Source organism: Variimorphobacter sp. HTMS_6 (genome assembly GCF_059717775.1).
On record NZ_AP046094.1, the window covers coordinates 1,672,445 to 1,697,384 of the forward strand.

Here is a 24,940-nt window from a genome sequence, read left to right on the forward strand (position 1 = left end):
ATTGGTTTGATAAATTACATCGGGGTAAAGAGTTCTACCAACTCATCCTTTGTTAATGTATTTATAAATACCTCTTTCGAGCTAATTACGGAATCAGATAAGTTCTTCTTCTTTTTCTGAAGCTTGAAGATCTTCTCTTCGATTGTTCCTTTGGTAATTAACTTCATAACATGAACCTTGTTCTGCTGACCGATACGATAAGCACGGTCGGTAGCCTGGTCTTCCACCGCAGGATTCCACCATGGATCATAATGGATTACTGTATCTGCTCCGGTGAGGTTTAATCCGGTTCCACCTGCCTTTAATGAGATTAAGAATACTTTACCCTCTCCTGCATTAAAGCGCTTAACATACTCGTTACGAACTTGCGTAGGGGTAGATCCTTCCAGATAGAAGTACGGGATATCCAAATCTTTTAATTCATTCTCAATAATTCGAAGCATGGAAGTGAACTGTGAGAACACTAATATTCTGTGATCGTTTGCAATAGCCTCCGGGATAACCTCCATCAGTAAATCCAGCTTGCCGCTTCCGCCCTGATAGTTTTCGATAAAGGTCGATGGATGGCAGCAGATCTGACGTAATCTCGTAAGCGCTGCAAGAATCTTCATACGATTCTTTTCGATTCCGCTCTCTTCAATATCACTGTTAAGCTCTCCTCGAATACTCTCCAGATAAGATAGATATACCATCTTCTGCCCTTCGGATAATTCCGTAAGCATTTTGGATTCGTACTTGTCAGGGAGTTCGGTTAAAACATCCTTCTTCATACGACGGAGAATGAACGGTTCAATATGCTGATGTAGATCTTTTAACACTTCCATATCTTCTTTTAAAATCGGCTTTTCATACGTGTCAACAAATTTCGAATGGCTGTTCAGATAGTCCGGCATGATAAAGTCAAAGATAGACCAAAGCTCGGATAAGCTATTTTCAATCGGTGTACCGGTCAATGCAAAACGATGTTGTGCACGTAAACGTTTAACAGACTTCGCATTCTGTGAAGAATCATTTTTAATAAACTGTGCCTCATCAATAAATACTGTATGGAAGTTGATTGCCTCATAGCTTACGATATCTCTTCGGATTAACGGATATGAGGTTATTAATATATCGTAATCCTTATAACGTGATATCATCTCCTGTCGCTCCGGTGGAGTGCCGGTAATCACTAGCGCCTTTAGATGAGGTGCAAAGTTCTCTATTTCATCCTGCCAGTTATAGATTAGTGACGTCGGGCATACAATCAACGTATGAGATCCTTCTTCTTTTTTAACGGTAGAGGTAATATATACGATAGATTGTAAAGTCTTACCAAGACCCATATCATCCGCTAAAATTCCTCCAAGCTCATTATCCGCAAGTGTTCTAAGCCACTTGAAACCGGTAAACTGATATGGGCGCAATTGAGCCAAGATACCATCCGGCATGGAATACTCCGTATTGGCTGGATTTGCTATCTTATCAGCCAGTGCAAGAAAATCATTATCACGGTCAAATTCAAAATCACTATTTGAAAATGCCTTATCCAAATAGGCTGCATGGTATTTCTCAACAAGAAGATTCTCATCTTGGAGTTTCTTTTCGCTAATGTTTAAAGAGTTCAGAATATGATTTACTTCATTGATTGTTTTATCCTCAAGATCAATAAAACTTCCATTCTTCAATCTGTAATACTTCTTTTTGATTTGGAAGGAATGCAGTAATTCTTTTAATTCATCCTTCGGTACTTCATCAAAGGACAAATCTAATTCCAGCATATTTAATTCAGAATTCATTCTCACGCCGGCCTTAAAACCGCCCGGTGCACGAATACCGAGTCTTCTAAAATCCTCTGAATAAAACAATAATGCTTTTCCTTCAAGTTCCATCACTCTGCCGGATAAAAACTCGTAGATCCTATTCTCATCTTTTAATAAATAAAAATTTTTATAAGGAACGAAGCCTTCCTGTAACAATTCCGTTATGATCTCATCCTCTTGTTCACGCTGCCTAACTATAATATAGGAGCCGGAAGCAGCATTCTCAAATGAGTTGAATTCATACTCACCGTATTTATATTTTAATTCTGCCTTAATCCCATTCTTATATTTATCAAAATATATCTTTGCCTCCATATCACAGGTGATATATCTGCTCTTTAATTCTTCAGGAACATCCAATACCATGGTCTCACTGATTCTAGGTAAAACATGCTCTAGGAAGCTGTTTTTATTCTCACCGCGAAAAACAAGCGCATCCTTGTCCTTCCCCAAGCTGTTATAAAACGGTTTGAAGTTACGGATAAACTTTTTATCCGGCATATAAATTGTTCCGTCATAGAACAATAATTCTCCAGTCTCGGTAAGTGGTAGTACGGGATCCTTTGCCTGATAATCGATCATGATGGAATCGTCTTCTAAGGACAGCTGATAAGCGATTCGAGGATTACCTCTCTTAAACTGGACGTGCTCATATACCTTGCCATATAGCTCGAGGACTAAATTCGTATTATGAATTAAATCCAATAACTTGATTAACATATTTTTCGTAAATGATATCTGTGACTTTGAAAAAATCTTTGAAAAATGAGCAGAATCAATTAACTCTTGTATTTCATAAATACTCAATAAATAATCCAAGATTTTAAGAGATTCCGAATCAAAGGTACTTTCTCCATTTACATATTTGAATTCCTTGCCGATCGCAAAGCTTTCATGATTATTAATATCTGCGAGAAATTTTTTGATGGTTTGGATTTTATATTTTCTACCACTACCCCCGCGAAGAGAAACCAGTGCTCTTCCGTTTTCTCCTTTCAGAATCGAAGGGATTGTGAGAATCACTTCTAAGCCGAATGTTTCTCCAACCAGCACGGAGTCCTCCTGAGCGATAAAATAATCCAGTAAGGTCATAACCTTTCGTTCCTCCGGATTACGTGTCTCCGTTAACATTGTTCGTTCCTGATACTTTAATACAAATAATAATGCTGCTACAACATGTTTACAAGCGCCCTGATCCTTAAGTCTGGACGGGCAATTGCAACTATAATCAAAGGAGCCATCCTCCTGTTCATCAACTGTTACAGAATAATTATAATTTCCTTTTACAATCAAACGGAACTGTTTGTTTGCATTCGAATAAGTCGCATTAACAATGCGATTATCCTTATAATATTGCAGACCTCTGGCATAGATTGTATCATTTGAAGCTAAATTACGTATTCCTGTACGCGAAATTTGAATCATATACGCACACCTTTCTTGCATTGTATCTTATTATTATAACACAAATTGAATCAAATGTGTAACATATTTGTATAATTTTATTTGCCTCAAATTAGGTATAAATTTAATTAGAAAAGAGATTCATTTCTATATTCATATATTGTAAGATTCCGTTAACAAATTCATTCTAATAATCAGATAAATATATTAGATATTAAGAAAATTAAATAACATAAAAAAGGAGTACCTATACGTATGATAGATACTCCCTTTATAAGTAGTTATTCATTTATACAATTGGTACGTGCCATCTTATCTTCAAAATTGCTTTGATATTTATCACAAAGCCATTGGTGATCTGTACCAACCGTTCTATTATGTATTAAGTATTTCATTATCTAACCTGTTGGTCTGTACCTTCCTTTCATAATATTGCTTGAGGTAAATCAATTCTATGTCTGGTGGTTTGTACCTTCCTTTCTTACTATTTTTATGTGGTAAATCAATTAAATTTCTGGCGGATTGTACCTTCCTTTCTTGCTAATTTTTTGTGAGGTAAATCGTTATGTTCCTGTTGGAGTGTACCTTCCTTTCTTGCTGATTTTTTTATGAGGTAAATCGTAATGTTCCTGTTGGAGTGTACCTTCCTTTCTTACTATTTATCTATATGGTAAATCAAGTATGTACCTGGTGGTTTGTACCTTCCTTTCTTAAAAATTAATCAGTATTAATTGCTTAAGTATCTGTTGGACTGTACCTTCCTTTCTGCTTTTCTTCAAGTGATAGTTAATCTTTCCTTTAAATACTTTCCTTTAAATACCTTCCTTTCAGAATTTATAACTGTAATCCTTCGAATATGAAGGGTATTACCATTGGCAAAACATCGAATTATTTCATTGGACTCAGTCCTTTCATAAATAATATTCATGTAAACATTGTAGTCAGTTATTTGTTTTCATGGTCTTATTTTATACTATAATTCGTAATTTGTCAATACTATTATCAGACTATTTGACATATAATGATATATTGCATGTTTATACACTGGGTAAAGTTGTTAATGACTGAAAATACCCTTGAAATTATAATTTATTATTTTAGTTATTTTATATTATGTATTTTTATAATAATCTGTTACATAAAATCATCAATTTATTTCAAAACTTTTTTCTCTTTATAAAAATTCAGTTTAAATTATTTATTAATTCGTAGATTATAAATTGCATTCAGTCTTAGATTGCTTGATCAAATTTTTTAGTGATTGCAGGAAATAAACCTATTAAATATATTTCAAAAATAAGGATTGTAATTTGGAAAGTTTTATATTAAAATACCTAGTTAGGATACAAAATCAATTAACTATACGGAGGTGTCTATGAAACATATTATCAGTCCAACTGACTTAACTGTTTCTGAATTGAACGAGCTTCTTAATCTATCAGAAGAAATTATTCTAAACCCCAAGAAGTTCGCCGATGTGTGCAGGGGGAAAAAGCTAGCCACTCTATTTTATGAACCAAGTACCCGAACACGACTTAGTTTTGAAGCAGCAATGCTTAATCTTGGCGGCAATATCTTAGGTTTCTCATCCGCTGATTCAAGTTCAGCATCAAAAGGTGAAAGTGTTGCTGATACAATTCGTGTTATTAATTCCTATGCTGATATCTGTGCTATCCGCCATCCTAAGGAAGGCGCCCCATTAGTTGCATCTCATTATTCTACTATTCCTGTTATCAACGCCGGTGACGGCGGTCATAATCATCCCACTCAAACCTTTACTGATTTATTAACAATTAAAAATTTAAAAGGACGTTTAAATAATTTAACCGTTGGTTTTTGTGGCGATTTAAAATTTGGCCGAACCGTACATTCATTAATTAATGCATTAGCACGCTATGAAAACATTAATTTTGTACTAATCTCACCGGAGGAGCTTCGAATTCCTACCTATTTGCGTGAAGAGGTTATTGAAGCAAATCATATTAACTATGAAGAAACAAGAAAGCTGGAAAGTGCATTACCAAATCTCGATATTCTCTATATGACACGCGTTCAGAGAGAACGCTTCTTTAATGAAGAAGATTATATTCGTTTAAAGGATACGTATATATTAGATGAAAAGAAAATGTCCGTTGCGAAAAAGGACATGCTTGTTCTTCACCCGCTCCCTCGTGTTAATGAAATCGCTACTGAAGTTGATGACGACCCTCGGGCGGTGTATTTTAAGCAAGCTGAGTATGGCGTATATGTGAGGATGGCTCTGATTATGATGTTATTGGAGGTAAACAATGCTTAATATCGGTGTATTAAATCAAGGAATTGTAATTGATCATATTAAGGCGGGCGGTGCGATGAAGATATATTCGTATCTAGATCTGGAAAATAAGGACTGTTCCGTGGCAATTATCAAAAATGCTAAGAGTAATAAGATGGATAAAAAGGATATTATAAAAATCGAAGGTACGCTTGATGATCTGGACTTAGATATTCTAGGTGCACTTGATCATCAGATAACAATTGATGTTATTGAAAACGGTAAGATTATTGAAAAGAAAAACCCCACTCTTCCTGAACGTGTTAATAACGTATTAAAATGTAAAAATCCAAGATGTATTACTTCGGTTGAGCAGGGGCTGACACATTCCTTTAAATTGACTGATAGAGAAAACGGTATTTATCGTTGTATATATTGCGAACAAGCATTTGATCGTAAATAATAAAAAGTTATGAAATAAAGGCTTTTGCAAAGAAGAAATTGCTTTGTAAGAGCCTTATTTTAACTTAGCTTAACCTGTTTCCCACTACAGCCCAATTAATATTCTTCATGAAGTTATTTATGTATTCGTTCTTATTATCGGCATACTGAAGGAAATAGGCATGCTCATACATATCTAACACAAGGATTGGAGCTGAATAAGTGATGTTACCCACATCATGTGCATCGAGACTAATATTACGAAACATTCTGCTTCTTTGATCAAAGCAAAGAACAGCCCATCCCCTGCTTGCCTTTGCGGTTGCAATAAAGTCTTCTTTCCACATATCGTAGCTGCCAAAATCCCTAGTAAGAATATCTTGAATAAAGCTCTCCGGTTCTGATTGGGTTCCGCCTATATTACTAAAATACAGCTCGTGTAAAATAACCCCATCAAGTGCAAAGGTTTCACCACGTTTCAGTTCTCTGTAATAACTGAAGGTAGTATTCGATTCGGATCTTTGCGCATCACCATGGGCTAGTATATCATCGATTTTATTGATATTTTTTACATACCCCTCATATAGTCTCAAATGAACATCATATTGCTCCTGGTTAACAACTGTAATATCATCGGTATAATGAAATTTAATCATCTCGATCATGCCCTATTCTCCTTATCTCAGAATAAACTTAACACTTGTACTACTTTCTATATCATACGAGAGCTTATCCGATTTTATGACTAAAATAATGCTCCTACCATCACTATTGCGATGATAGGAGCATTATTGTTCTATAAGAACATGAAAACATAATATTTATAAGAACAAAGAAACACTATTTTTAATAAGAACATAGAAACATATTTCTTAAGTAATACGTTTTTGTTTAATGTATCATGCAAAAGTTAACCAATGACTTCATACAGTTACTTACTTAGAATAAACCTGTGATGATTCCGTCTTCATTCACATCAATACGTTCTGCGGCAGGAACTTTAGGAAGTCCGGGCATAGTTACGACGGAACCGGTGATAGCAACGACAAAACCCGCCCCAGCGGATACATACACTTCTCGAATATTAATAGTGAAACCACTAGGTCTTCCGAGCTTCGTGGCATCATCCGATAAGGAATATTGATTTTTAGCCATACAAATAGGAAGTTCTTTGTAGCCTAAAGCTTCAATGGTTTTGATTGCATTGTTTGCAGCAGCATCATAAGTAACCCCATCTGCGCCATAGATTTCTTTTGCAATTGTTTCAATCTTCTCCTTAATTGATAAGTTAAGATCATAGATTGGATGATAATTGCTCTCCTTTTCTTTCATTGTGGCAAGTACCTTTTTCGCAAGATCGATACCGCCATCTCCTCCCTTCTCCCAAACATCACATAAGGAGAATTCGCAACCGCGGTTTTCACAGAATTCCTTTACATATGCAACCTCAGCAGGGGTATCAGTGATGAATCGGTTTAATGCGATCACAACCGGGACGTCATATTTTTGTAAGTTTTCAATATGCTTTTCGAGGTTCACGATACCGGATTTTAATGCTTCCACATTTTCACCAGACAATTCTGTTTTCGACACACCACCATTGTATTTTAATGCTCTTACTGTAGCGACTAATACGATTGCATCCGGCTTTAAACCAGCCATACGACATTTGATATCAAGGAACTTTTCGGCTCCAAGATCCGCACCAAATCCAGCTTCTGTGACTACTACGTCTGCTAATTTCAATGCTGTTTTTGTTGCTCTTACACTGTTACAGCCATGTGCAATGTTTGCAAATGGTCCGCCATGAATGATAGCAGGAGTATTCTCGAGAGTCTGTATTAAATTCGGTTTCAATGCATCCTTTAAAAGTGCAGCCATAGATCCTACTGCATTCAGATCTGCCGGTGTAACTGGCTTTCCATCATAAGTATAAGCAACCACGATTCGTCCAAGTCTTGCCTTTAAATCCTTCATATCTTCTGCGAGACAAAGTACAGCCATGATTTCTGAAGCTACTGTAATAATAAAATGATCCTCTCTTACTACACCGTCTACCTTACGACCAAGGCCTACCACGATATTACGAAGAACACGATCATTCATATCAACACAGCGCTTCCATACGATCTGGTTCGTATCGATATTTAAGGAATTGCCTTGCTGGATGTGATTATCAAGTAGCGCTGCCAGAAGGTTATTTGCGGATGTGATGGCATGAAAATCACCTGTAAAATGCAGATTCAAATCTTCCATCGGAACTACCTGTGCATTACCACCACCGGCTGCTCCCCCCTTTACACCAAAACAGGGGCCAAGAGAAGGTTCACGTAGCGCTATAACGGATTTTACATTCATCTTTCCAAATGCCTGACCCAAACCTACTGTAGTAGTAGTTTTTCCCTCACCTGCAGGAGTCGGATTGATCGCTGTCACAAGAACTAATTTACCGTCAGGGTTACCCTTTACTTTCTCCCAAAGATCATCGGAAAGCTTCGCTTTGTACTTTCCGTAGAACTCTAAGTCATCTTCAGAGATATTTAATTGCTCAGCTACTTCTCTGATATGCTTTAAATTTGCCTCCTGTGCAATTTGAATGTCTGATTTCATTAGTGTTCCTTCCTTTCCAATTATTATTTCCTATCTAGAATCATAATTAATGAAGTCTTTTCATATTAATAATCGCCAATAAAAAGTCATTCTTAAGCTCATCCATGAAATTGAAATCATTATACAAGATAAACACCACTATTTACAAGATTAAATTATAAACTAAATAAAATTTACTTGCTTTATGAATTGGGTTGTGTATATACTATCCTTAATAATTTGTCAGAATAGAAGTTATTTTGTTAAAAAGAACTTATATTATAAAGAAAGAACGTTTAAATATCTTATAATCCAAAACTTTAGCTTGAAAGGAAATCTTTATGAAATATACTACCGTTATCTTTGATTTGGATGGGACTTTATTAAATACAATTGACGATCTAAGTGATAGCTTAAATGATGTTTTGGTTCATCATGGCTTTAGCAGGATACCGGTTGATGATGTCAGACGCTTTGTTGGAAATGGAGCAAAAAACTTGGTTCGTCTCTCATTGCCGGAACAAACTAGTGACGAAGTGATTACAAAAGTTTTTGAAGAATTTAAAAAACTATATGAAAGCAATATGCAGAACAAAACCAGACCCTATAACGGAATTATGGAGTTATTGCTTGATTTAAGCCGTTACAATTATAAAATAGGAATAGTCTCTAATAAATTTGACACGGCAGTAAAGGATTTAGCAAACATTTATTTTGGCAATCTAATATCAGTAGCAATTGGAGAAACGAATGATATCAAACGAAAACCTGCTCCGGATAGTATCTATACTGCTGTAAAGGAACTTGGATCCGATCTTAACAAAACCATTCTAGTTGGTGATTCGGAAACCGATGTCCGCACTGCTAAGAATGCAGGAATTCCGTGCATCGGCGTAACCTGGGGATTTCGAAGTCGTGAAGTGCTTCGTGCAGAGGGTGCAGATTATCTAATTGATACACCTCGCGAGATATTGACGATAATATAATCTGTTTTTTTACATAGATAATATGATAATGGACTACTGGCTACTTCATGGATTGGCTGAGTTAGTGAATAATATACTTTTTTATATCATTTATTGCATGTTCTTTGCTTATCTTACAAGTAAGGTACAAAGCTTCTCTTAAACAGTTTTATCAATCAGTTTATTATATATGGAGCATATTAACATTTTAATACGTCCAACTTTCACACTAGATATCACACTATAGTACTTACACTATTGATATGTCAATCTACAGAACAAACCCGATAAATGATAATTCTTACGTATTTTTAATTCCTTTTCGTTTATTAGTTCGCAACCGTCATTTTCATCAATACGATATCGATAAACTTTGTTATTCGAATCTAAAACAATAAGATTATTAAAATTAATTAAAAACTGCATAATGTTGCTTTTAAGCATATACTTCGACGTTATTTTTTCAGTATCAAAATTGTAAACAACTATTTTCGCTTTTGCATTTTGATCATAAATATTTACACACGAAATATAAAGCAAATTACCATCTTTATACATTCCAAATGCATCCTGGTATGGGAGTTCTATTTCCTTTAATGTATAATCTACGGTTGATATTTGAAGTAAACGATCATTACACGGTAAGTATAGATAATCCCCATACGATGCAAAATAGCTTGGCTCATAATCGTTTAAACAGTATTCTGTTAGATCTAGCGCCTTTGTGAGCTTTCGATTAGTTATGTCAACTTGATACATAATGTAAGTCGTTACATCATTTACGAAAACATATAGCTTATCATTACTAAAGCACAAATCTATTCCTATTAAATCTTCAATTTTAAAAGTATCTATATTTTTGTCTTTGAATGAATATCGGTCAATATATGTTATATGATTTAAATTACTGATCGTATATATGTAATAATCTGTAACTATAAAATCTGTAATATTTACACGATATTCAAACTTATATTCATTCATAACTCCAGTCTCTAAATTCAATGCTATAATCGCACAATCATTTCGATCGTTACCATACCCTTGTGAAATTTCATACATAATATTATTTCGAATACAAGGTTTATTAAAACTATAACCTCCAACATTGCCATAGTTATAATTATTTGTATTTATCACATTTAAGTCAGCATCCAAATTTATAAAATCTGTTCCAGTCTTTTGAATAGTAGTTGCTATAGCCGAATAACCATAATCATCAGTTGGATATGAATTTTCTTTTTTACTACAAGATACACAGCTTAAAATCACTAAAATGTTTATTAATACAAGAAGCATCACTTTTTTTATATAATACATTTAATCACCTCATTAATTTTTTGAATAACTAATATATGTATATATAACCAAGAAGTTCTACTGTGTGAACAGGATTAGAATTTCATTCTTTTCCCATTTTTATCTTGTAATTAATAAATATCAGCATACTCACCCAAAAATCAACCAAGTGAACTCATAATGAATTTTAGGTAACGTTCTGCAATATTAATATCTGGGGCACATTGATATAACATTCTGGAACCCACGACATCTTCTATCTCATTAAATATCAGCTCACCCTCGTCTCCGATTATAAAATCGATTCCAACCATTCCAAAATCAAATTTACTGATAATTTTATCCACTATCTCAATGTCCTGTTTGGATAATTCATAAAGAACAACATCTCCACCAAGTGAAAAATTCGATTTAAAGCCCTGCTTTGCTGTACGCATTACAGAAGCGATGATTTCTTTACCGATTACATAGACACGTAAATCCTGACATCTACTTCCGGTTAATGGCTGAATGACAACATCCGAGCTTTTTAAGCCATCGATAACGGATTCTTGATCCGGTTTATATTCTGTAGGATCAATCAAGTATACCTGGCTTCCACCATGTCCATCCACTGCTTTAATGACTGTAGGGGAATAAATTTTATCAATTTCTGAATTAATCAAACGATTGGCACAAAAGCTAGAATCGACCATCTTAATTCCGGTAGATGCGAGATGTTGATAGGTACGAGCCTTATCGTTACAGATTTCAGACACGGTGGACTTATTAAACACCTTAATTCCCATATATTCAAGATGTTTATTCAATAGCGGATAAATAGCACGACATATTACAAAATCAGGTATATCCTGTTCTTTACCATCAATGTGTAGAAACAACCGATTATTCTTGACACCAAATTCCAGGTCCTCCACGAGAACAAGTTCAATCTCTATATTCAGCTTTTTGCCTTCTATTTGGTAGAATTCGATATATTGTTTATTATAAGCTGCACCTTCTCGGTAATAAATCATCCAAGCCTTCATATTTAGCCCACCTTAGTTCGAATATGATTAATAATTGCATCTGCAGCGTTCACACCGGTACAATCATAGATATTTTTAAAATGTGCGTTCGAATTAATCTCACATAATATCGGTTCATCCTGTTCTCCGAAGATAATATCCACCCCTGCAAAGTCCAGACCAATGAGGTCACAGCATAAAAGTGCTAATTCTATTTGCTCCTTGTTAGGAGTATATGGCTTCATCTTTCCACCAATCGTTAGATTTGCTCGGAAATCTCCATCCTCGGTGTAACGATACATACTAGCAATCACTTCGCCGCCTACCACCTGCAATCTGATATCTCTTCCGAAACTGGTCGGTATAAACTCTTGAAATATCATAGATTTCGTACCGATCCCGGTAACCCTGGTTAATAACTCGTCCTGATTCCTAACCAGATAAACCTGTTGGCCAAAAGAACCAAAACTTTCTTTGATCACGATAGGAAAACCAATCAGCGTGGTAACCTGTTTTAGAAAATCATAATTGGTATAGCCTATATTCTCAAAGGTTTTGGGGGCTACAATGGTACGAGGCATCTTAATATCGGAATTCATTAGGGTTAGATGAGTCAGTGATTTATCATCACAGATTTCAATTGCCTTAGATGAATTAAAAACCGGATAACCCAAGTGTTCCAGATAACTTGCCAGCTTCACATCCTTATCCCAAAAGAGTATAAAATCACTCATTCTAAGATAATCACCTTGATGAATATCGATTAATAGCTCTGCATTCGTTTTTAGTATCATATTGATATTTTGTTTTTGTCCTGCCTCTAAAAGCCAGGAATGTATCTCGTTAAATTTATTTGATTTAAGAAATTCATTTACTACAAGTAATCCGGTCATATTATTCCTTTATATTGTTCTAATAATTATTTCTTCAATATGTAAGTCTAATTCAAAATCTTGTACTTATTCAGAAGTGATTCATATATTTCATACTAATTCAATAATAATTCATAAATTAATACTTATTATGATAAGCGATGATTCTTTAAGTATACACTGCTGATAATTTAATATTTACTCAATCATAATAATAAACTTATTTTAGCAATAAGATGGATTGAGCAAATAATTATATATTAATTAATATTCTTCCAAGTATTGTTCGAACTGCTCTTGGGACATAATAATCTTCCTTGGCTTGGTTCCCTCTTCTGGTCCAACCACACCAGCTTCTGCCAACTGATCCATAATTCTGGCAGCACGGTTAAAGCCAATTTTGTACACACGCTGTAGCATACCGATCGAGGCCTTGTCCTTTTCGATAATAAACTTTCCGGCTTCCATAAAGTATTCATCACGGTCATCTCCGCTTCCGCCGTTAGCTCCGGAGAGTTCGCCACCCTTCGCATTATTAATCTTCTCATGAACATCGTCGTTATATACTGCTTCGTTATTGTTCTTCTTTAAGAATTCCACAACTGAGCTAACTTCTTTTTCACTGATAAACGCACCCTGAATACGAACCGGTTTCGGATATCCGGAAGGGAAGAATAACATATCACCTTTTCCTAGCAGTTTCTCAGCACCTGACCCATCAAGGATTGTTCTGGAATCGATTGCAGAGGATACCGCAAATGCGATTCTGGATGGAATATTCGCTTTAATCAAACCGGTAATTACATTTACGGATGGTCTTTGTGTAGCAATAATCAAATGAATTCCGGCAGCTCTGGCAAGCTGAGCCAAACGACAGATTGCATCTTCCACTTCTCCCGGTGCTACCATCATAAGATCCGCTAACTCATCGATGATAATTACAATCTGAGGAAGCTTCTGGCAATTCTCGTCATTCAGGTGCTCCACCTTCGCAACCTTATCGTTATACCCCTTCAAATCTCTAGCACCGACATCAGCAAACTTTTTATATCTCTCTGTCATCTCAATTACAGCCCAGTTCAGTGCTGCTGAGGCCTTCTTTGGATCAGTCACAACCGGAATTAACAGATGTGGTATTCCATTATAAACATTTAATTCTACTACCTTGGGGTCAATCATGATAAGTCGAACATCCGACGGCTTTGCTTTATATAATAAACTCATAATTAGTGTATTAATACATACAGACTTACCGGAACCAGTTGCACCAGCGATCAGTAGATGCGGCATCTTCGCAATATCCGTAACTACAGTCTGTCCACCGATGTCCTTACCAACTGCAAAGGCGAGACTGGAACTATGTTTATCAAAATCCTTGGATTCTATCATCTCACGGAAAGTTACCATGGAATTTTCTTTGTTCGGAACTTCAATACCTACCGCTGCTTTGCCCGGTATCGGTGCCTCAATTCTAACGTCGGAGGCAGCGAGATTTAACTTGATATCATCCGCAAGACTAGTAATTTTACTAACCTTAACCCCCTGCTCCGGTTGAAGCTCATATCTAGTAACTGCAGGCCCAACACTTACATTTGTTATTGTAACATGAACGCCGAAGCTATCGAGTGTGGTCTGAAGCTTCATAGCCGTTTCTTTTAAATCCTTATCCGAAGCTTGTCCCTTATTCGGCTTAAGCTTGGGCGCTGAAAGCAAATGATAGGGAGGGAAAATATACTCCTTCTGCTTTGCAGTTTGTGATATATTCAGCTCTTCTACACCGATAGAATTGTCGTTGTTCTTAGAATTATTTTTTGGTTTTGATGAAGTTGAGATTTGCTCTGAAATATGCTCTGATATTGGTTCTTCTACTTCTGTAGCCATATTATCTACACCGGTCTCGTCAATGAATTCTACGCTGTCTGACGCTTCAAAAGGTTCTTCCTTACGTCCGAATTTGCGTTTTAATTCTTCCTCATAGGTTAGCACTGGTTCCTCTTCCCCTATTCCCTCTTCTTCTGTTTTTTGATCAAAGATAGAATGAAAGTTTAGAATCGGAATAATCGGTTCCTCTGCCTCGGCCAAACTGTTCTTTGCTTTTTGTGATTTCTTTGACTTATGTTCCGGGATAACCTGTTCTTCCTCACCCGCCTCCCTCAAGGTAGATGGAGTAGTTTCATTAATAACAAATGTTTTAGCAGGTTTTCTTGTACCGTTGATAACCTTAAAATCAGCCGAAGTCGTGCGCTCCTCCTTACGAATTCGCTGGTATTCCATACGTTCTTTAATTGAATCCTTGCTTTTGCTTGCCAGCATAGTAAAAATCGCTTTGCCGGTAATCACTATAATACAGATAGCCATGATTGCCAATAGTATAACATAAGTTGCTACCTTCTCAAACAAACCGCAGAATAGCTTCGCAAAGAGGCCGCCAATAATTCCGCCTCCGCTTCTTTGTTCATAGGAGTTGATATAATAATCTCCTAATTTAATATTCGGGTCAGGATTGGTTAACATCTGGATAAAGGATGCTAATGCTACAAAGAATACATAAGCACTTAGAATCTTCGTTCCGGCTTGTTTATTCCCGTAATTGGATAGTTGAAACGCTGCCATAAAGAATATGATAAATGGCAATAGATGTGCTTCCAGTCCAATTAATCCAAATAAAAAACCACTGATGATTTTTCCCACGCTTCCGCATAAATTAATATTACTCAAAAAGAGCAGGATGGAAAGAACTAACGCGATTACCAAGATTATTTCATCTTGAATAACGCCACGCTCTTTTATATTCTGTCTTCCTCTCGTATTCTTCTTTCGTGTATTCGTTTTTTTTCTCGTTTTCTGTTTTGGAGCCATTTCTTTTTAGTCCTCCTTACGCAAAGTACCAAATTAACGCAAAGATACCGATTGCGATACAATAATATGCAAAATATTTAAATTTTTTACCTCTTACTATTACTAACATAGTTTTGATACAAATATAACCGACTACTGCAGCCACCAACATACCAACCAGATAATTCATGAGTTGATTTTGCGTAATAGACGCCATGTCAAAATCCTTCACCTTGAAGATTACCGCTCCAAGTATGGCCGGAATCGACATGATAAAGGAATATTTTACAGCGAATCCACGTTCATAACCTGCAACTAAACATGCGGTAATCGTAGAACCGGATCTAGATAGACCGGGAAGAATGGCAAGCCCTTGGGCTATACCAATGATACCAGCTTCCTGATAGGTCGCTTCTTTCTCTTTTTTATTCCCTGGCTTCATCTGGTCAGCTATCATAAGCAAGAGTCCAGATAATACAAGGCAAAGCCCAGGTACCAACAAAGATTGGTTTGCTACTTCAATCGCATTATCAAATATAACACCGATAATTCCGGTTGGAATTGTTGCGACCATAATTAATATCACAAGCTTACGATACGGTGTTGAAATCACTTTTTTATACGGTTTTTTATTCTTTGAGGCCGCGTTATGTATCATCTTGAAGAAATTATTCACACAATCTCCGATTATGCCGATCCCTTCTTTAATCAGTTCCCATATGTCATTCCAAAATGCGATAAATACAGCAATCAAAGTTCCGAAGTGCAATAGTACATCGAATAGAAGTACATCATCTGTTTTAATATTCAAAATGAATTTCATTAGTGCTAAATGACCATCGCTGCTGATAGGCAGAAACTCGGCTATTCCTTGAACAATACCCATTACAATTGACTGAATCAATCCCACCGTGGTAGCCTCCGTCGTCCTTTTTTGATATGAAATTTACTTTAATATATTAAATACTTTTGCATTTAATTATACCTTTATTAAAAATGATATGCAAGACTAAAACATAAAACAACCCTTTCCGCGATACAATTTCATAATTTTTATCATTATTATGATGTCAACTTATTATAAATAATAATTGCTACCGCTAAGATCTATGACAGATACCTAACAGCAGCATTTATTCTTATCTTTTATAATTTTGACCCGGAGAGTATTGTTCATTTAAGTAATCACTCATATCAGTAGAATTTACACCTTCAATAATATAATTTTCACCCTCTCTACGAGTGCGCAACCTACCGTTTGGTATAATCACATCTTTATACTCCGGATTATCCGTATTCTCTTCTCTCTCCTTTTTATTTTGATCAAAGACAGACGGTACGGCGTAGATTCTCTCCAACGGTCTCGCTGTATATAGCATAGGCACCTCCAAATTAATCTGTTTCATTTTTTGCATCGATCATCTCATTAATTTTTGCTAGAGCTTCCTTTATTCCACCAACTCCATCAATAATACCTTTTCTAACTGTCTCTTCTCCTACCAGGATGGATCCAACATCCTTAGCAAGCTGGTGAGTATCTAACATTAAATCTCGAAAACTGTTATAGTCGATCTTGGAATGGTTCACTACGAAATTAATAATTCGATCCTGAATTCTTTCAAAATATTCAAATGTTTGGGTAACTCCGATTACGGTACCATTCATACGTACCGGATGAATGATCATGGTAGCGCTTGGTACAATATAGCTGTAATTTGCTGAAACAGACAGAGGTACTCCTATTGAATGTGAACCACCAAGTACAAGGGATACGGTAGGTTTACTGAGTGATGCAATCATCTCAGCAATTGCTAGCCCTGCTTCAACATCTCCACCCACTGTATTAATCAAAATGAGAAGTCCATCAATGTCTGTACTGTCTTCTATCGCTGCTAATTGAGGTAGAACATGTTCATATTTTGTGGTTTTGTTATGTTGGGGCAAACATTCATGCCCTTCAATTTCACCAATTATTGATAACAGATGGATCTTGTGATCTTTCTTTCCATTTTCAAGAAGCGTCTGACCATATTCACTGATTTGCTGATCTTTTAAATCCTCGTTTTCTTTTGCTACCTTTTCTCTTTCCTGATCCTCCTGTGATCCTCGTCTTCTATCTTCCCTCATGCCTTCTTCCTTCGACATTTGTTCTCTGTTTTCTGAGTTTTTAGTATCCTTCATTTCATTGCCTTCATTATTTTGTATCGATGTATTATTTTTATAACTATTGTCTGGTAACAAATTTTTCTGCATGAATACTTCCTCATTTCCTCAATTTGATGAAATACTGCTAAAAGCAATAATTCCATATTATTATTTGAAAATGATTGATTTTTATTCTGCAAAATAAAAGTGTTATAAGTAATGTTTTGGCTTAAACCTAACATTATATATAACACTTAAATGTTTATCTATTTACTTATTACTGAATGATGTTTTTTGAGCTAAGTATTTCGTTTCAATTTCGTGAATACTTACCGGTTTTGAGAAATAATATCCTTGGCCGATATCGCATTGATTTGATTTCAAATAATCAAGCTCAATCTGACTTTCTATACCCTCAGCTACTACATTCAATTTTAAGGTTTTACAGAGATTAATAATGGCGGATACAATTGCTTCTGCCTCCTTGCTGGAACCTATATCCTGTACAAAGGATTTATCGATTTTGATGCAATCAATCGGTAAACGAACAATATAACTAAGTGATGAGTAGCCGATTCCAAAATCATCAATTGCAATACGTATTCCCATTGCTCTTAACTGATTAAGCTTATTTATACTTTCATCTACATTCTTAATCAAGATTCTTTCTGTAATCTCAAGCTGAAGAAGAACCGGATCGATTTCATAATACTGAATCAGATGTAGTAAATCAGTAATAAAATTCTTGGTTTCAAAGGTCCTTGAAGATACATTAACCGATACAACTACCCTAGGTTGTCCGCTATTCATCCATTTTTTTAACTGCTTACATACTGTTTCCATAACCCACATATCAATTTTAATAATGGAGCCAGTTCTTTCTGCAAGGTCAATAAATTTATCCGGATATAGGAGTCCTTTTTCTGGATGATCCCATCGAATCAGCGCCTCCATTTCAGCAAGACTATCATTCTCCAGATCAAATAAAGGTTGGTAAACCAAGTAGAATTGATCCTTCTTAATACCTTCATAGATATCAGTTTGTATTGATTTCATTGCTAAGATACCCTGGTATATGTTGCGGTCAAAGAATTGAACTTGATTACCTCCAAGATATTTTGCATAATTCTTAGCCTGAGTTACCGCATTAATCGGATCCTCAGAGCGTGTATTATCATCCCATATAAAAGTTCCTAAGCTAACACTGATATTGATGATTTTATTTGCAATCAGATAGCTTTCTGACAGTTCTTTATAGATTTTATTTGCAATTTTATTCGTATCTTTTATCAACTCACAGTTTTTATAGAGCAATACAAATTTATCCCCTTTATACCGATAGATCTGATTACTATCTGCAGAATAACTATCCAAACGTTTAGACATCTGCTGTAGTAATTCATCTCCCGAGGTATATCCATAAGCATCATTAATCATACTGAATTTATCTATGGAAACCATAATTAGTGAGAAATCGCTAATTGTTTCGTTTTGTATTATAGATTCTACTTCTTTCTCCAGCACATAAGTATTCAATAATCCGGTAAGTGGATCATATTGTGTTAATGTCTTAATTTTATCCATCATACGATTGAATCCAATACCTAATCTACCGATCTCATCTTTTGTCTTTGGAGTAAAACGGATGGTTAAGTCGCCCTGTGCTCCCTTGGAGAACAATGCATCAAGTTCAATAATAGGTTTTGTGAACTGACCAACAGCAAACCACGCAATGATAACACACATGATCATAAGCACTGAAATGATTGCCACCATCATATGTTGCAGTTTTGGTAGCGCAGTTAACGCATCCGATTCATAGGTTGCCACAAAAACATACCAATTCGAATTTACAATTGGCGAATAACCAATTAGTATTTTTTTATCTTTATTAATATAATTTCCATAACCAGCTTTTTTGCTCTGACTTTTTTCTACAAAGTCAGCAAAAGATTTATAATTATAATCCGTTTTGGACAGTTTATATAAATTATAGGTATCTAGCGGTTCATCTTTTAAGGTTTCAGAGATAATATCTCCTTCCGAACTGATGACATACGCCCAACCTGTTTTGCCGTAACCATGTATTACTGTAGCTAAGAAATCAACATTAATACGAGCAATTAATGCACCTTTTACTACCTTACCTTGGTAGATTGGTACTCCAACCATAATTACCGGTTCATTTGTTTTTCTACTGATAATTACATCAGAAAATGAAGTGATACCTCGTAGAGCTTTTTTTACATAATCCCGATCTCCTAAATTTAGAATTACATTATCCAGATAACGAGCTTGTCCATCTAGTCCAACAACTGCTACATTAAGATATTGAGAGTAAACTTGATCTGATATGAGTTTCTTTTGTCTCTCCCAATCCATTGATGTTATTATATCATTTTTTGATAAATGTACCAAAGGTGCTGTAAATTGATCTAAATAATGATCAATTTGATCGGATGACTCCTCTGCCTCCCGTAAAACATCCTGATTAACTTCACTAATTAACACAGATCTGAATCGATAATATAAGCTCCCACCTAAAACTAATGAAATCAATAAAATCATGAGTAGTGAGAAAATCATGCCTTTAGATTTGATATTCATTTTAATCACTATGCCTTAATAAGCACAACCCCTTCATTTGTAGTTACATTACTTCTTTTGTTATTATTTTTCAAAAGACAATTTTTATATGTATATTCAGATATTTCATATCTATTATATTTCATTGTATAAAAAGTGTCTAGCTTTAATTATAAAATAATGTCTAAATATGTAGTCTGGTATAATTATACTAATAACCCTCTTTTTGTTATGATATAGTCTATCTAAGCCAATAATAAATGAAAGTAAATGATTAATTCAAAGATCTAAGATATTAAAAAATGCATTATTTAAGGATAAAAAAAGCACAGGATAAGCTTTCAATAAACAAACCTCTATCGTTAGATTTTACGTCTGACTGTAAGGGTTCGCTGCTCAACTTCCGTGCTTTTTTGATACTAATTTTTATTGACGAAACATTCTAGAGCCTTAAACATTCTAGAAACTTATCAAATTATAATATACTTTAAATTAAAGCTAATGCTTGTTCAATATCCTCGATAATATCGCTTACATTCTCTATACCGATGGACATGCGGATCAGATCTGGTGTAATGCCTGCATCAGTTAATTGCTCATCGGATAACTGGCGATGCGTTGTGCTTGCAGGGTGCAATACGCTGGTTCTTGCATCTGCTACATGAACAACGATTGATGCTAATTTAAGAGCATCCATATATTTTACTGCCGCTTCTCTTCCGCCCTTCACGCCGTAGGATATTACACCACTGGCTCCGTTTGGCAAATACTTTTGTGCTAAATCATAGTATTTATTACTCTTTAATCCGGGATAGTTAACCCAGGAGATCTTATCATGTTTCTCAAGATACTCGGCAACCTTAAGTGCATTACTGCAATGTCGCTCCATTCTTAAATGAAGTGTTTCCATGCCTAAATTGAGTAAGAATGCATTATTTGGTGCTGGAGTTGATCCTAAGTCTCTCATTAACTGAACTCTTGCCTTAACAATAAATGCTTTCTTTCCGCAGTCTTTTGTATATACCATACCATGATACGAATCATCTGGAGTGGATAATCCAGGGAACTTACCATTATCCCAGTTGAACTTACCACTATCAACGATAACACCGCCCAGTGCAACAGCATGGCCATCCATATATTTTGAAGTAGAATGAAGTACAATATCAGCACCAAATTCAAACGGCCTACAATTGATTGGTGTAGCAAATGTATTGTCAACAAAAAGTGGAATATCATGACTATGCGCAAGCTCAGCAAATTTCTCTAAATCAGTAACAACCAGAGCAGGGTTTGCAATTGTTTCTACAAATACTAACTTTGTATTCACCTGAATACATTTATGTAATTCTTCCTCAGAAGAATCCGGATTGACAAAGGTTACTTCAATTCCCATTCTCTTCAGCGTAACTCCAAGTAGGTTTGTACTTCCACCGTATATTGCTGCAGAGGCTACAATATGATCACCAGCATTACAAATGTTAAGAACTGATAATAATAGAGCCGCCTGTCCGGAAGAGGTACAAAGTGCTCCGACTCCTCCTTCTAATTCTGCAATCTTTCGTTCCACACAATCCACGGTCGGATTTGATAATCTGGTATAGAAAAAACCGTCCTCTTCTAAATCAAATAACTTACCAACATGTTCGCTGGAATCATACTTGAAGGTAGTACTTTGATAAATTGGGAGAACACGTGCTTCTCCATTGTTCGGCTGATATCCTTCCTGGATACATTTTGTTTCAATACGATAATTACTCATTCCATTCATCCTTCCACATATTATCATATATTCCATATTTATGATATCATACCCAATTAGTATGTGATTTGTCAAGTTGTATTAATAAAGGGATGAATGACAGTTAACAACAAAAGGTAAATATATGACAAAGGGACGGATAAGTGGAAAAACAGCTCCTTCTACCATGGCCTATATTGATCTCACTTATCCTGTTCATGATAAAATATTATATACAATTAAAAATGTTTCCCTTATAAATAATAATACTGAGTAATCTCTTCCCTGTTGATAACGTGGTTACCTAAATTATATGAATCATCACCAGTCTAGTGATTTTATTCTTATCTGGAGTAATTGTTATTGTCATCGTTATTGTCTTTTAAACCAAATACTGCTCTCGCACTTTCTGCCTGTGGGTCATGTTTTATCTTCTTTGAATGAAATGTTCCGTCTTCTTTTTTATTATTTTTTGTACTTTTCATTTTATTTCCCATTAATGATACCTTCCTTTCATGAATGTATGATGACCTGAAGTTAAGTCAACAAAGGGTAATGTTTTTCTTTGAAAAAGAAAAAATATAAAAGCAAAATCAGAATAAGGTTTTAATAATTATTTTATTAACATTATTAATTTTTATATCTATGCTTAGTATAAACAGTAAGTTCAATCTCATGACTGATTATTAATGGAAAAGTAAATAACGTGTTTATGATACAAAGCATTCTTGATATGACAATAAAAAGGAATGTCATCGTAAACTTCTCTAAAAGCCCGAAAATCAAACTTCTATAAAGTAAAATCAATAACATTCCTTTTCCATAAATATTTAGTTTTGTTTGCAAAAATCCTGATATGAATCAGTTTCTTTAAAGTATATTAAGCTTTAAACAGCAAATCCCGTGCCCATGTTTTTACATTTTATTAAACCGCCGGAAAATTATTTCTCATTATTATCAGCAACTTCAACTTTTTTGATTTCTTTTATTCTGATTTCTTCACAGATATCACTGATAAAGGTAGAAAGAGATTTTTGGCCTTCATCCCCGAGGAAACGGCTTCTTACAGATACTAATCCTTCCTCCTCTTCCTTCTGTCCAACAACCAACATATAAGGAATACGGTTCAATCTGGTTTCTCTAATCTTATAACCGATTTTCTCTGCTCTTTCATCCACGGTAGCAAGTACACCGTTCTTTTGAAGCTCATTCTTTACTTTATTCGCATAATCATGATACTTCTCAGAGATTGGTAAAACTCTTACCTGTTCCGGACATAACCATGTCGGGAATAATCCTGCATATTTTTCAATCAACCATGCGAGTGTTCTCTCATAACATCCAAGGCTGGTTCTGTGAATGATATAAGGACGAACTTTTTCGCCGTTTTGATCAATATAATACATATCAAACTGCTCAGCTAAAACAGCATCCCATTGAATTGTTATCATGGTATCTTCTTTACCATATACATTCTTAGCCTGAATATCTACTTTCGGACCATAAAAAGCAGCTTCACCCTCAGCTTCTGTGAATTTGATTCCTAATTCATTGAGGATATTACGGATTCTGCTCTGAGTCTCTTCCCAAACCTCCGCGGAACCGATGTATTTTTCAGTATTATTAGGATCCCATTTGGATAAACGATAGGTTACATCCGCTTCTACTCCAAGTACCTGCAGGCAGTATCTTGCAAGGTCAAGACATCCTTTGAATTCATCATTCATCTGATCCGGTCTTACAATAAGATGACCTTCGGAGATTGTAAACTGGCGTACACGGGTTAATCCATGCATTTCACCGGAATCTTCATTTCTAAATAAGGTGGAAGTCTCACCGTAACGAAGAGGTAGATCACGATAGGATTTCTGACTGTTTTTGTATACATAATATTGGAATGGGCAGGTCATTGGACGAAGTGCGAATACTTCTTTATCCACTTTCTCATCACCGAGAACAAACATACCTTCTTTATAATGATCCCAATGTCCTGAGATACGATACAAATCACTTTTTGCCATTAACGGAGTTTTGGTTCTAACATAACCACGCATCTCTTCTTCATCTTCAATCCATCTCTGTAAGGTTTGAATCATCTTTGCACCCTTAGGCATCAACAGAGGTAAGCCCTGACCGATCACATCAACAGTGGTAAAGAGCTCCATCTCACGACCAAGTTTATTGTGGTCACGTTTTTTGATATCTTCTAAATGTGCTAAGAATTCTTCTAATTCCGCATTCTTTGTATATGCAGTTCCATATACTCTGGTAAGCATTTTATTCTTCTCAGAACCTCTCCAATAAGCACCGGAAGATGATATTAGTTTAATTGCTTTGATCGTTTTTGTACTCATTAAGTGAGGTCCTGCGCATAGATCCACAAAGTCTCCTTGCTGATAGAAGGATATTACCGCATCCTCCGGAAGATCTTCAATTAATTCAACCTTGTATGGCTCCTCTTTTTGTTTCATTAATTCAATTGCTTCTGCACGTGGAAGGGTAAAACGAACTAATTCGGCACCCTCCTTAATGATTTTTTTCATTTCCTTCTCGATTCCATCCAGTGCTGCACGATCAAAGGAAGGAATATCAAAGTCGTAGTAATAACCCGTGTCAATGGATGGACCGATTGCAAGTTTTGCATCCGGGTATAATCTTTTTACTGCCTGAGCTAGGACATGTGAAGTAGTATGACGATATGCAGCTTTACCGGCATCATCGTTAAAGGTTAATATACTTAAATTACAATCCTGATCCACTACGGTTCGAAGATCAACCACCTTACCATTTATCTCTCCGGCACAAGCCATTCTGGCTAAGCCTTCACTAATGTCACTTGCGATTTCATACACTGTCATTGCTTTGTCATACTCTTTCATAGAGCCGTCTTTTAAAATAATGTTCATAGTGTTTTCTCCCTTCAATTTCTATTATAATTTAAACACCAAAAAAGCTCGCCTCTTTCGACTTGCTTTATGGCAATTCGAAAGGGACGAG

Annotated in this window: 17 protein-coding genes; 3 read left to right on the plus strand and 14 right to left on the minus strand. The window is 35.5% G+C overall.

Annotated elements, in window-relative coordinates; all coding sequences use genetic code 11:
* Positions 1-14: 14 nt before the first annotated feature.
* The gene (locus AC6IWN_RS07555; RefSeq protein ID WP_497991766.1) at positions 15-3,227 is read right to left on the minus strand and encodes a DEAD/DEAH box helicase; all 3,213 of its coding nucleotides are present in this window, start codon (positions 3,225-3,227) and stop codon (positions 15-17) included.
* Positions 3,228-4,581: 1,354 nt separating this feature from the next.
* On the opposite strand from AC6IWN_RS07555, the gene pyrB reads away from it, so the two are divergent.
* Positions 4,582-5,502, plus strand: a complete 921-nt coding sequence (gene pyrB, locus AC6IWN_RS07560; protein ID WP_497991767.1) for an aspartate carbamoyltransferase — start codon at positions 4,582-4,584, stop codon at positions 5,500-5,502.
* The gene (locus tag AC6IWN_RS07565) at positions 5,495-5,923 is read left to right on the plus strand and encodes an aspartate carbamoyltransferase regulatory subunit (RefSeq protein WP_497991768.1); all 429 of its coding nucleotides are present in this window, start codon (positions 5,495-5,497) and stop codon (positions 5,921-5,923) included. The genes pyrB and AC6IWN_RS07565 overlap by 8 nt, the downstream gene beginning before the upstream one ends.
* Before the next feature lie 64 nt (positions 5,924-5,987).
* Here AC6IWN_RS07565 and AC6IWN_RS07570 read toward each other — a convergent pair whose 3' ends face one another.
* Both AC6IWN_RS07570 and AC6IWN_RS07575 read right to left on the minus strand, forming a co-directional pair.
* Positions 5,988-6,566, minus strand: a complete 579-nt coding sequence (locus AC6IWN_RS07570) for a superoxide dismutase (protein WP_497991769.1) — start codon at positions 6,564-6,566, stop codon at positions 5,988-5,990.
* Positions 6,567-6,840: 274 nt separating this feature from the next.
* Positions 6,841-8,511: a formate--tetrahydrofolate ligase gene (locus tag AC6IWN_RS07575; protein WP_497991770.1), complete on the minus strand. Its 1,671-nt coding sequence runs from the start codon at positions 8,509-8,511 to the stop codon at positions 6,841-6,843.
* Between the two features lie 320 nt (positions 8,512-8,831).
* Here AC6IWN_RS07575 and AC6IWN_RS07580 point away from each other — a divergent pair, with 320 nt between their 5' ends.
* A complete protein-coding gene (locus AC6IWN_RS07580) occupies positions 8,832-9,476 on the plus strand; it encodes an HAD family hydrolase (RefSeq protein ID WP_497991771.1) in 645 nt (214 codons plus the stop codon).
* 234 nt (positions 9,477-9,710) lie between these two features.
* On the opposite strand, the gene AC6IWN_RS07585 is transcribed toward AC6IWN_RS07580, so the two are convergent.
* The 11 genes from AC6IWN_RS07585 to thrS all read right to left on the minus strand — a co-directional run bounded on the left by AC6IWN_RS07585 (position 9,711) and on the right by thrS (position 24,849).
* Positions 9,711-10,775, minus strand: coding sequence for a hypothetical protein (locus AC6IWN_RS07585; protein WP_497991772.1), 1,065 nt, complete (start codon positions 10,773-10,775; stop codon positions 9,711-9,713).
* 140 nt (positions 10,776-10,915) lie between these two features.
* A complete protein-coding gene (locus tag AC6IWN_RS07590; RefSeq protein WP_497991773.1) occupies positions 10,916-11,782 on the minus strand; it encodes an ATP-grasp domain-containing protein in 867 nt (288 codons plus the stop codon).
* A gap of 2 nt (positions 11,783-11,784) precedes the next feature.
* Positions 11,785-12,654 (minus strand): ATP-grasp domain-containing protein, encoded by an 870-nt coding sequence (locus AC6IWN_RS07595; protein ID WP_497991774.1) that lies wholly within the window; start codon positions 12,652-12,654, stop codon positions 11,785-11,787.
* Positions 12,655-12,897: 243 nt separating this feature from the next.
* Complete coding sequence (locus tag AC6IWN_RS07600; protein WP_497991775.1) at positions 12,898-15,492, minus strand: FtsK/SpoIIIE family DNA translocase; 2,595 nt, start codon at positions 15,490-15,492, stop codon at positions 12,898-12,900.
* 16 nt (positions 15,493-15,508) lie between these two features.
* Positions 15,509-16,381 (minus strand): undecaprenyl-diphosphate phosphatase, encoded by an 873-nt coding sequence (locus tag AC6IWN_RS07605; protein WP_497991776.1) that lies wholly within the window; start codon positions 16,379-16,381, stop codon positions 15,509-15,511.
* 229 nt (positions 16,382-16,610) lie between these two features.
* Positions 16,611-16,850 (minus strand): YlzJ-like family protein, encoded by a 240-nt coding sequence (locus AC6IWN_RS07610; RefSeq protein WP_497991777.1) that lies wholly within the window; start codon positions 16,848-16,850, stop codon positions 16,611-16,613.
* Positions 16,851-16,863: 13 nt separating this feature from the next.
* Entirely contained in the window at positions 16,864-17,652 is a 789-nt protein-coding gene (locus AC6IWN_RS07615; RefSeq protein WP_497992186.1) for a ClpP family protease, read from the minus strand.
* 234 nt (positions 17,653-17,886) lie between these two features.
* Positions 17,887-20,223 carry a bifunctional diguanylate cyclase/phosphodiesterase gene (locus tag AC6IWN_RS07620; protein WP_497991778.1) on the minus strand — a complete coding sequence of 779 codons (2,337 nt, stop codon included), beginning with the start codon at positions 20,221-20,223 and terminating at the stop codon, positions 17,887-17,889.
* Between the two features lie 466 nt (positions 20,224-20,689).
* Entirely contained in the window at positions 20,690-21,964 is a 1,275-nt protein-coding gene (locus tag AC6IWN_RS07625; protein ID WP_497991779.1) for an O-acetylhomoserine aminocarboxypropyltransferase/cysteine synthase family protein, read from the minus strand.
* Positions 21,965-22,287: 323 nt separating this feature from the next.
* Positions 22,288-22,440 carry a CPC_1213 family protein gene (locus AC6IWN_RS07630; RefSeq protein ID WP_497991780.1) on the minus strand — a complete coding sequence of 51 codons (153 nt, stop codon included), beginning with the start codon at positions 22,438-22,440 and terminating at the stop codon, positions 22,288-22,290.
* 444 nt (positions 22,441-22,884) lie between these two features.
* On the minus strand, positions 22,885-24,849 hold the full coding sequence (gene thrS, locus AC6IWN_RS07635) for a threonine--tRNA ligase (protein WP_497991781.1): 1,965 nt from the start codon (positions 24,847-24,849) through the stop codon (positions 22,885-22,887).
* Positions 24,850-24,940: the final 91 nt, after the last annotated feature.

Excerpts from the sequence above, each read along its gene's own strand:
- AC6IWN_RS07555 (WP_497991766.1), bottom strand. The coding sequence starts at position 3,227 with ATGATTCAAATTTCGCGTACAGGAATACGTAATTTAGCTTCAAATGAT.
- pyrB (WP_497991767.1), top strand. The coding sequence starts at position 4,582 with ATGAAACATATTATCAGTCCAACTGACTTAACTGTTTCTGAATTGAAC.
- AC6IWN_RS07565 (WP_497991768.1), top strand. The coding sequence starts at position 5,495 with ATGCTTAATATCGGTGTATTAAATCAAGGAATTGTAATTGATCATATT.
- AC6IWN_RS07570 (WP_497991769.1), bottom strand. The coding sequence starts at position 6,566 with ATGATCGAGATGATTAAATTTCATTATACCGATGATATTACAGTTGTT.
- AC6IWN_RS07575 (WP_497991770.1), bottom strand. The coding sequence starts at position 8,511 with ATGAAATCAGACATTCAAATTGCACAGGAGGCAAATTTAAAGCATATC.
- AC6IWN_RS07580 (WP_497991771.1), top strand. The coding sequence starts at position 8,832 with ATGAAATATACTACCGTTATCTTTGATTTGGATGGGACTTTATTAAAT.
- AC6IWN_RS07585 (WP_497991772.1), bottom strand. The coding sequence starts at position 10,775 with ATGTATTATATAAAAAAAGTGATGCTTCTTGTATTAATAAACATTTTA.
- AC6IWN_RS07590 (WP_497991773.1), bottom strand. The coding sequence starts at position 11,782 with ATGAAGGCTTGGATGATTTATTACCGAGAAGGTGCAGCTTATAATAAA.
- AC6IWN_RS07595 (WP_497991774.1), bottom strand. The coding sequence starts at position 12,654 with ATGACCGGATTACTTGTAGTAAATGAATTTCTTAAATCAAATAAATTT.
- AC6IWN_RS07600 (WP_497991775.1), bottom strand. The coding sequence starts at position 15,492 with ATGGCTCCAAAACAGAAAACGAGAAAAAAAACGAATACACGAAAGAAG.
- AC6IWN_RS07610 (WP_497991777.1), bottom strand. The coding sequence starts at position 16,850 with ATGCTATATACAGCGAGACCGTTGGAGAGAATCTACGCCGTACCGTCT.
- AC6IWN_RS07615 (WP_497992186.1), bottom strand. The coding sequence starts at position 17,652 with ATGAAGGATACTAAAAACTCAGAAAACAGAGAACAAATGTCGAAGGAA.
- AC6IWN_RS07620 (WP_497991778.1), bottom strand. The coding sequence starts at position 20,223 with ATGAATATCAAATCTAAAGGCATGATTTTCTCACTACTCATGATTTTA.
- AC6IWN_RS07625 (WP_497991779.1), bottom strand. The coding sequence starts at position 21,964 with ATGAGTAATTATCGTATTGAAACAAAATGTATCCAGGAAGGATATCAG.
- AC6IWN_RS07630 (WP_497991780.1), bottom strand. The coding sequence starts at position 22,440 with ATGGGAAATAAAATGAAAAGTACAAAAAATAATAAAAAAGAAGACGGA.
- thrS (WP_497991781.1), bottom strand. The coding sequence starts at position 24,849 with ATGAACATTATTTTAAAAGACGGCTCTATGAAAGAGTATGACAAAGCA.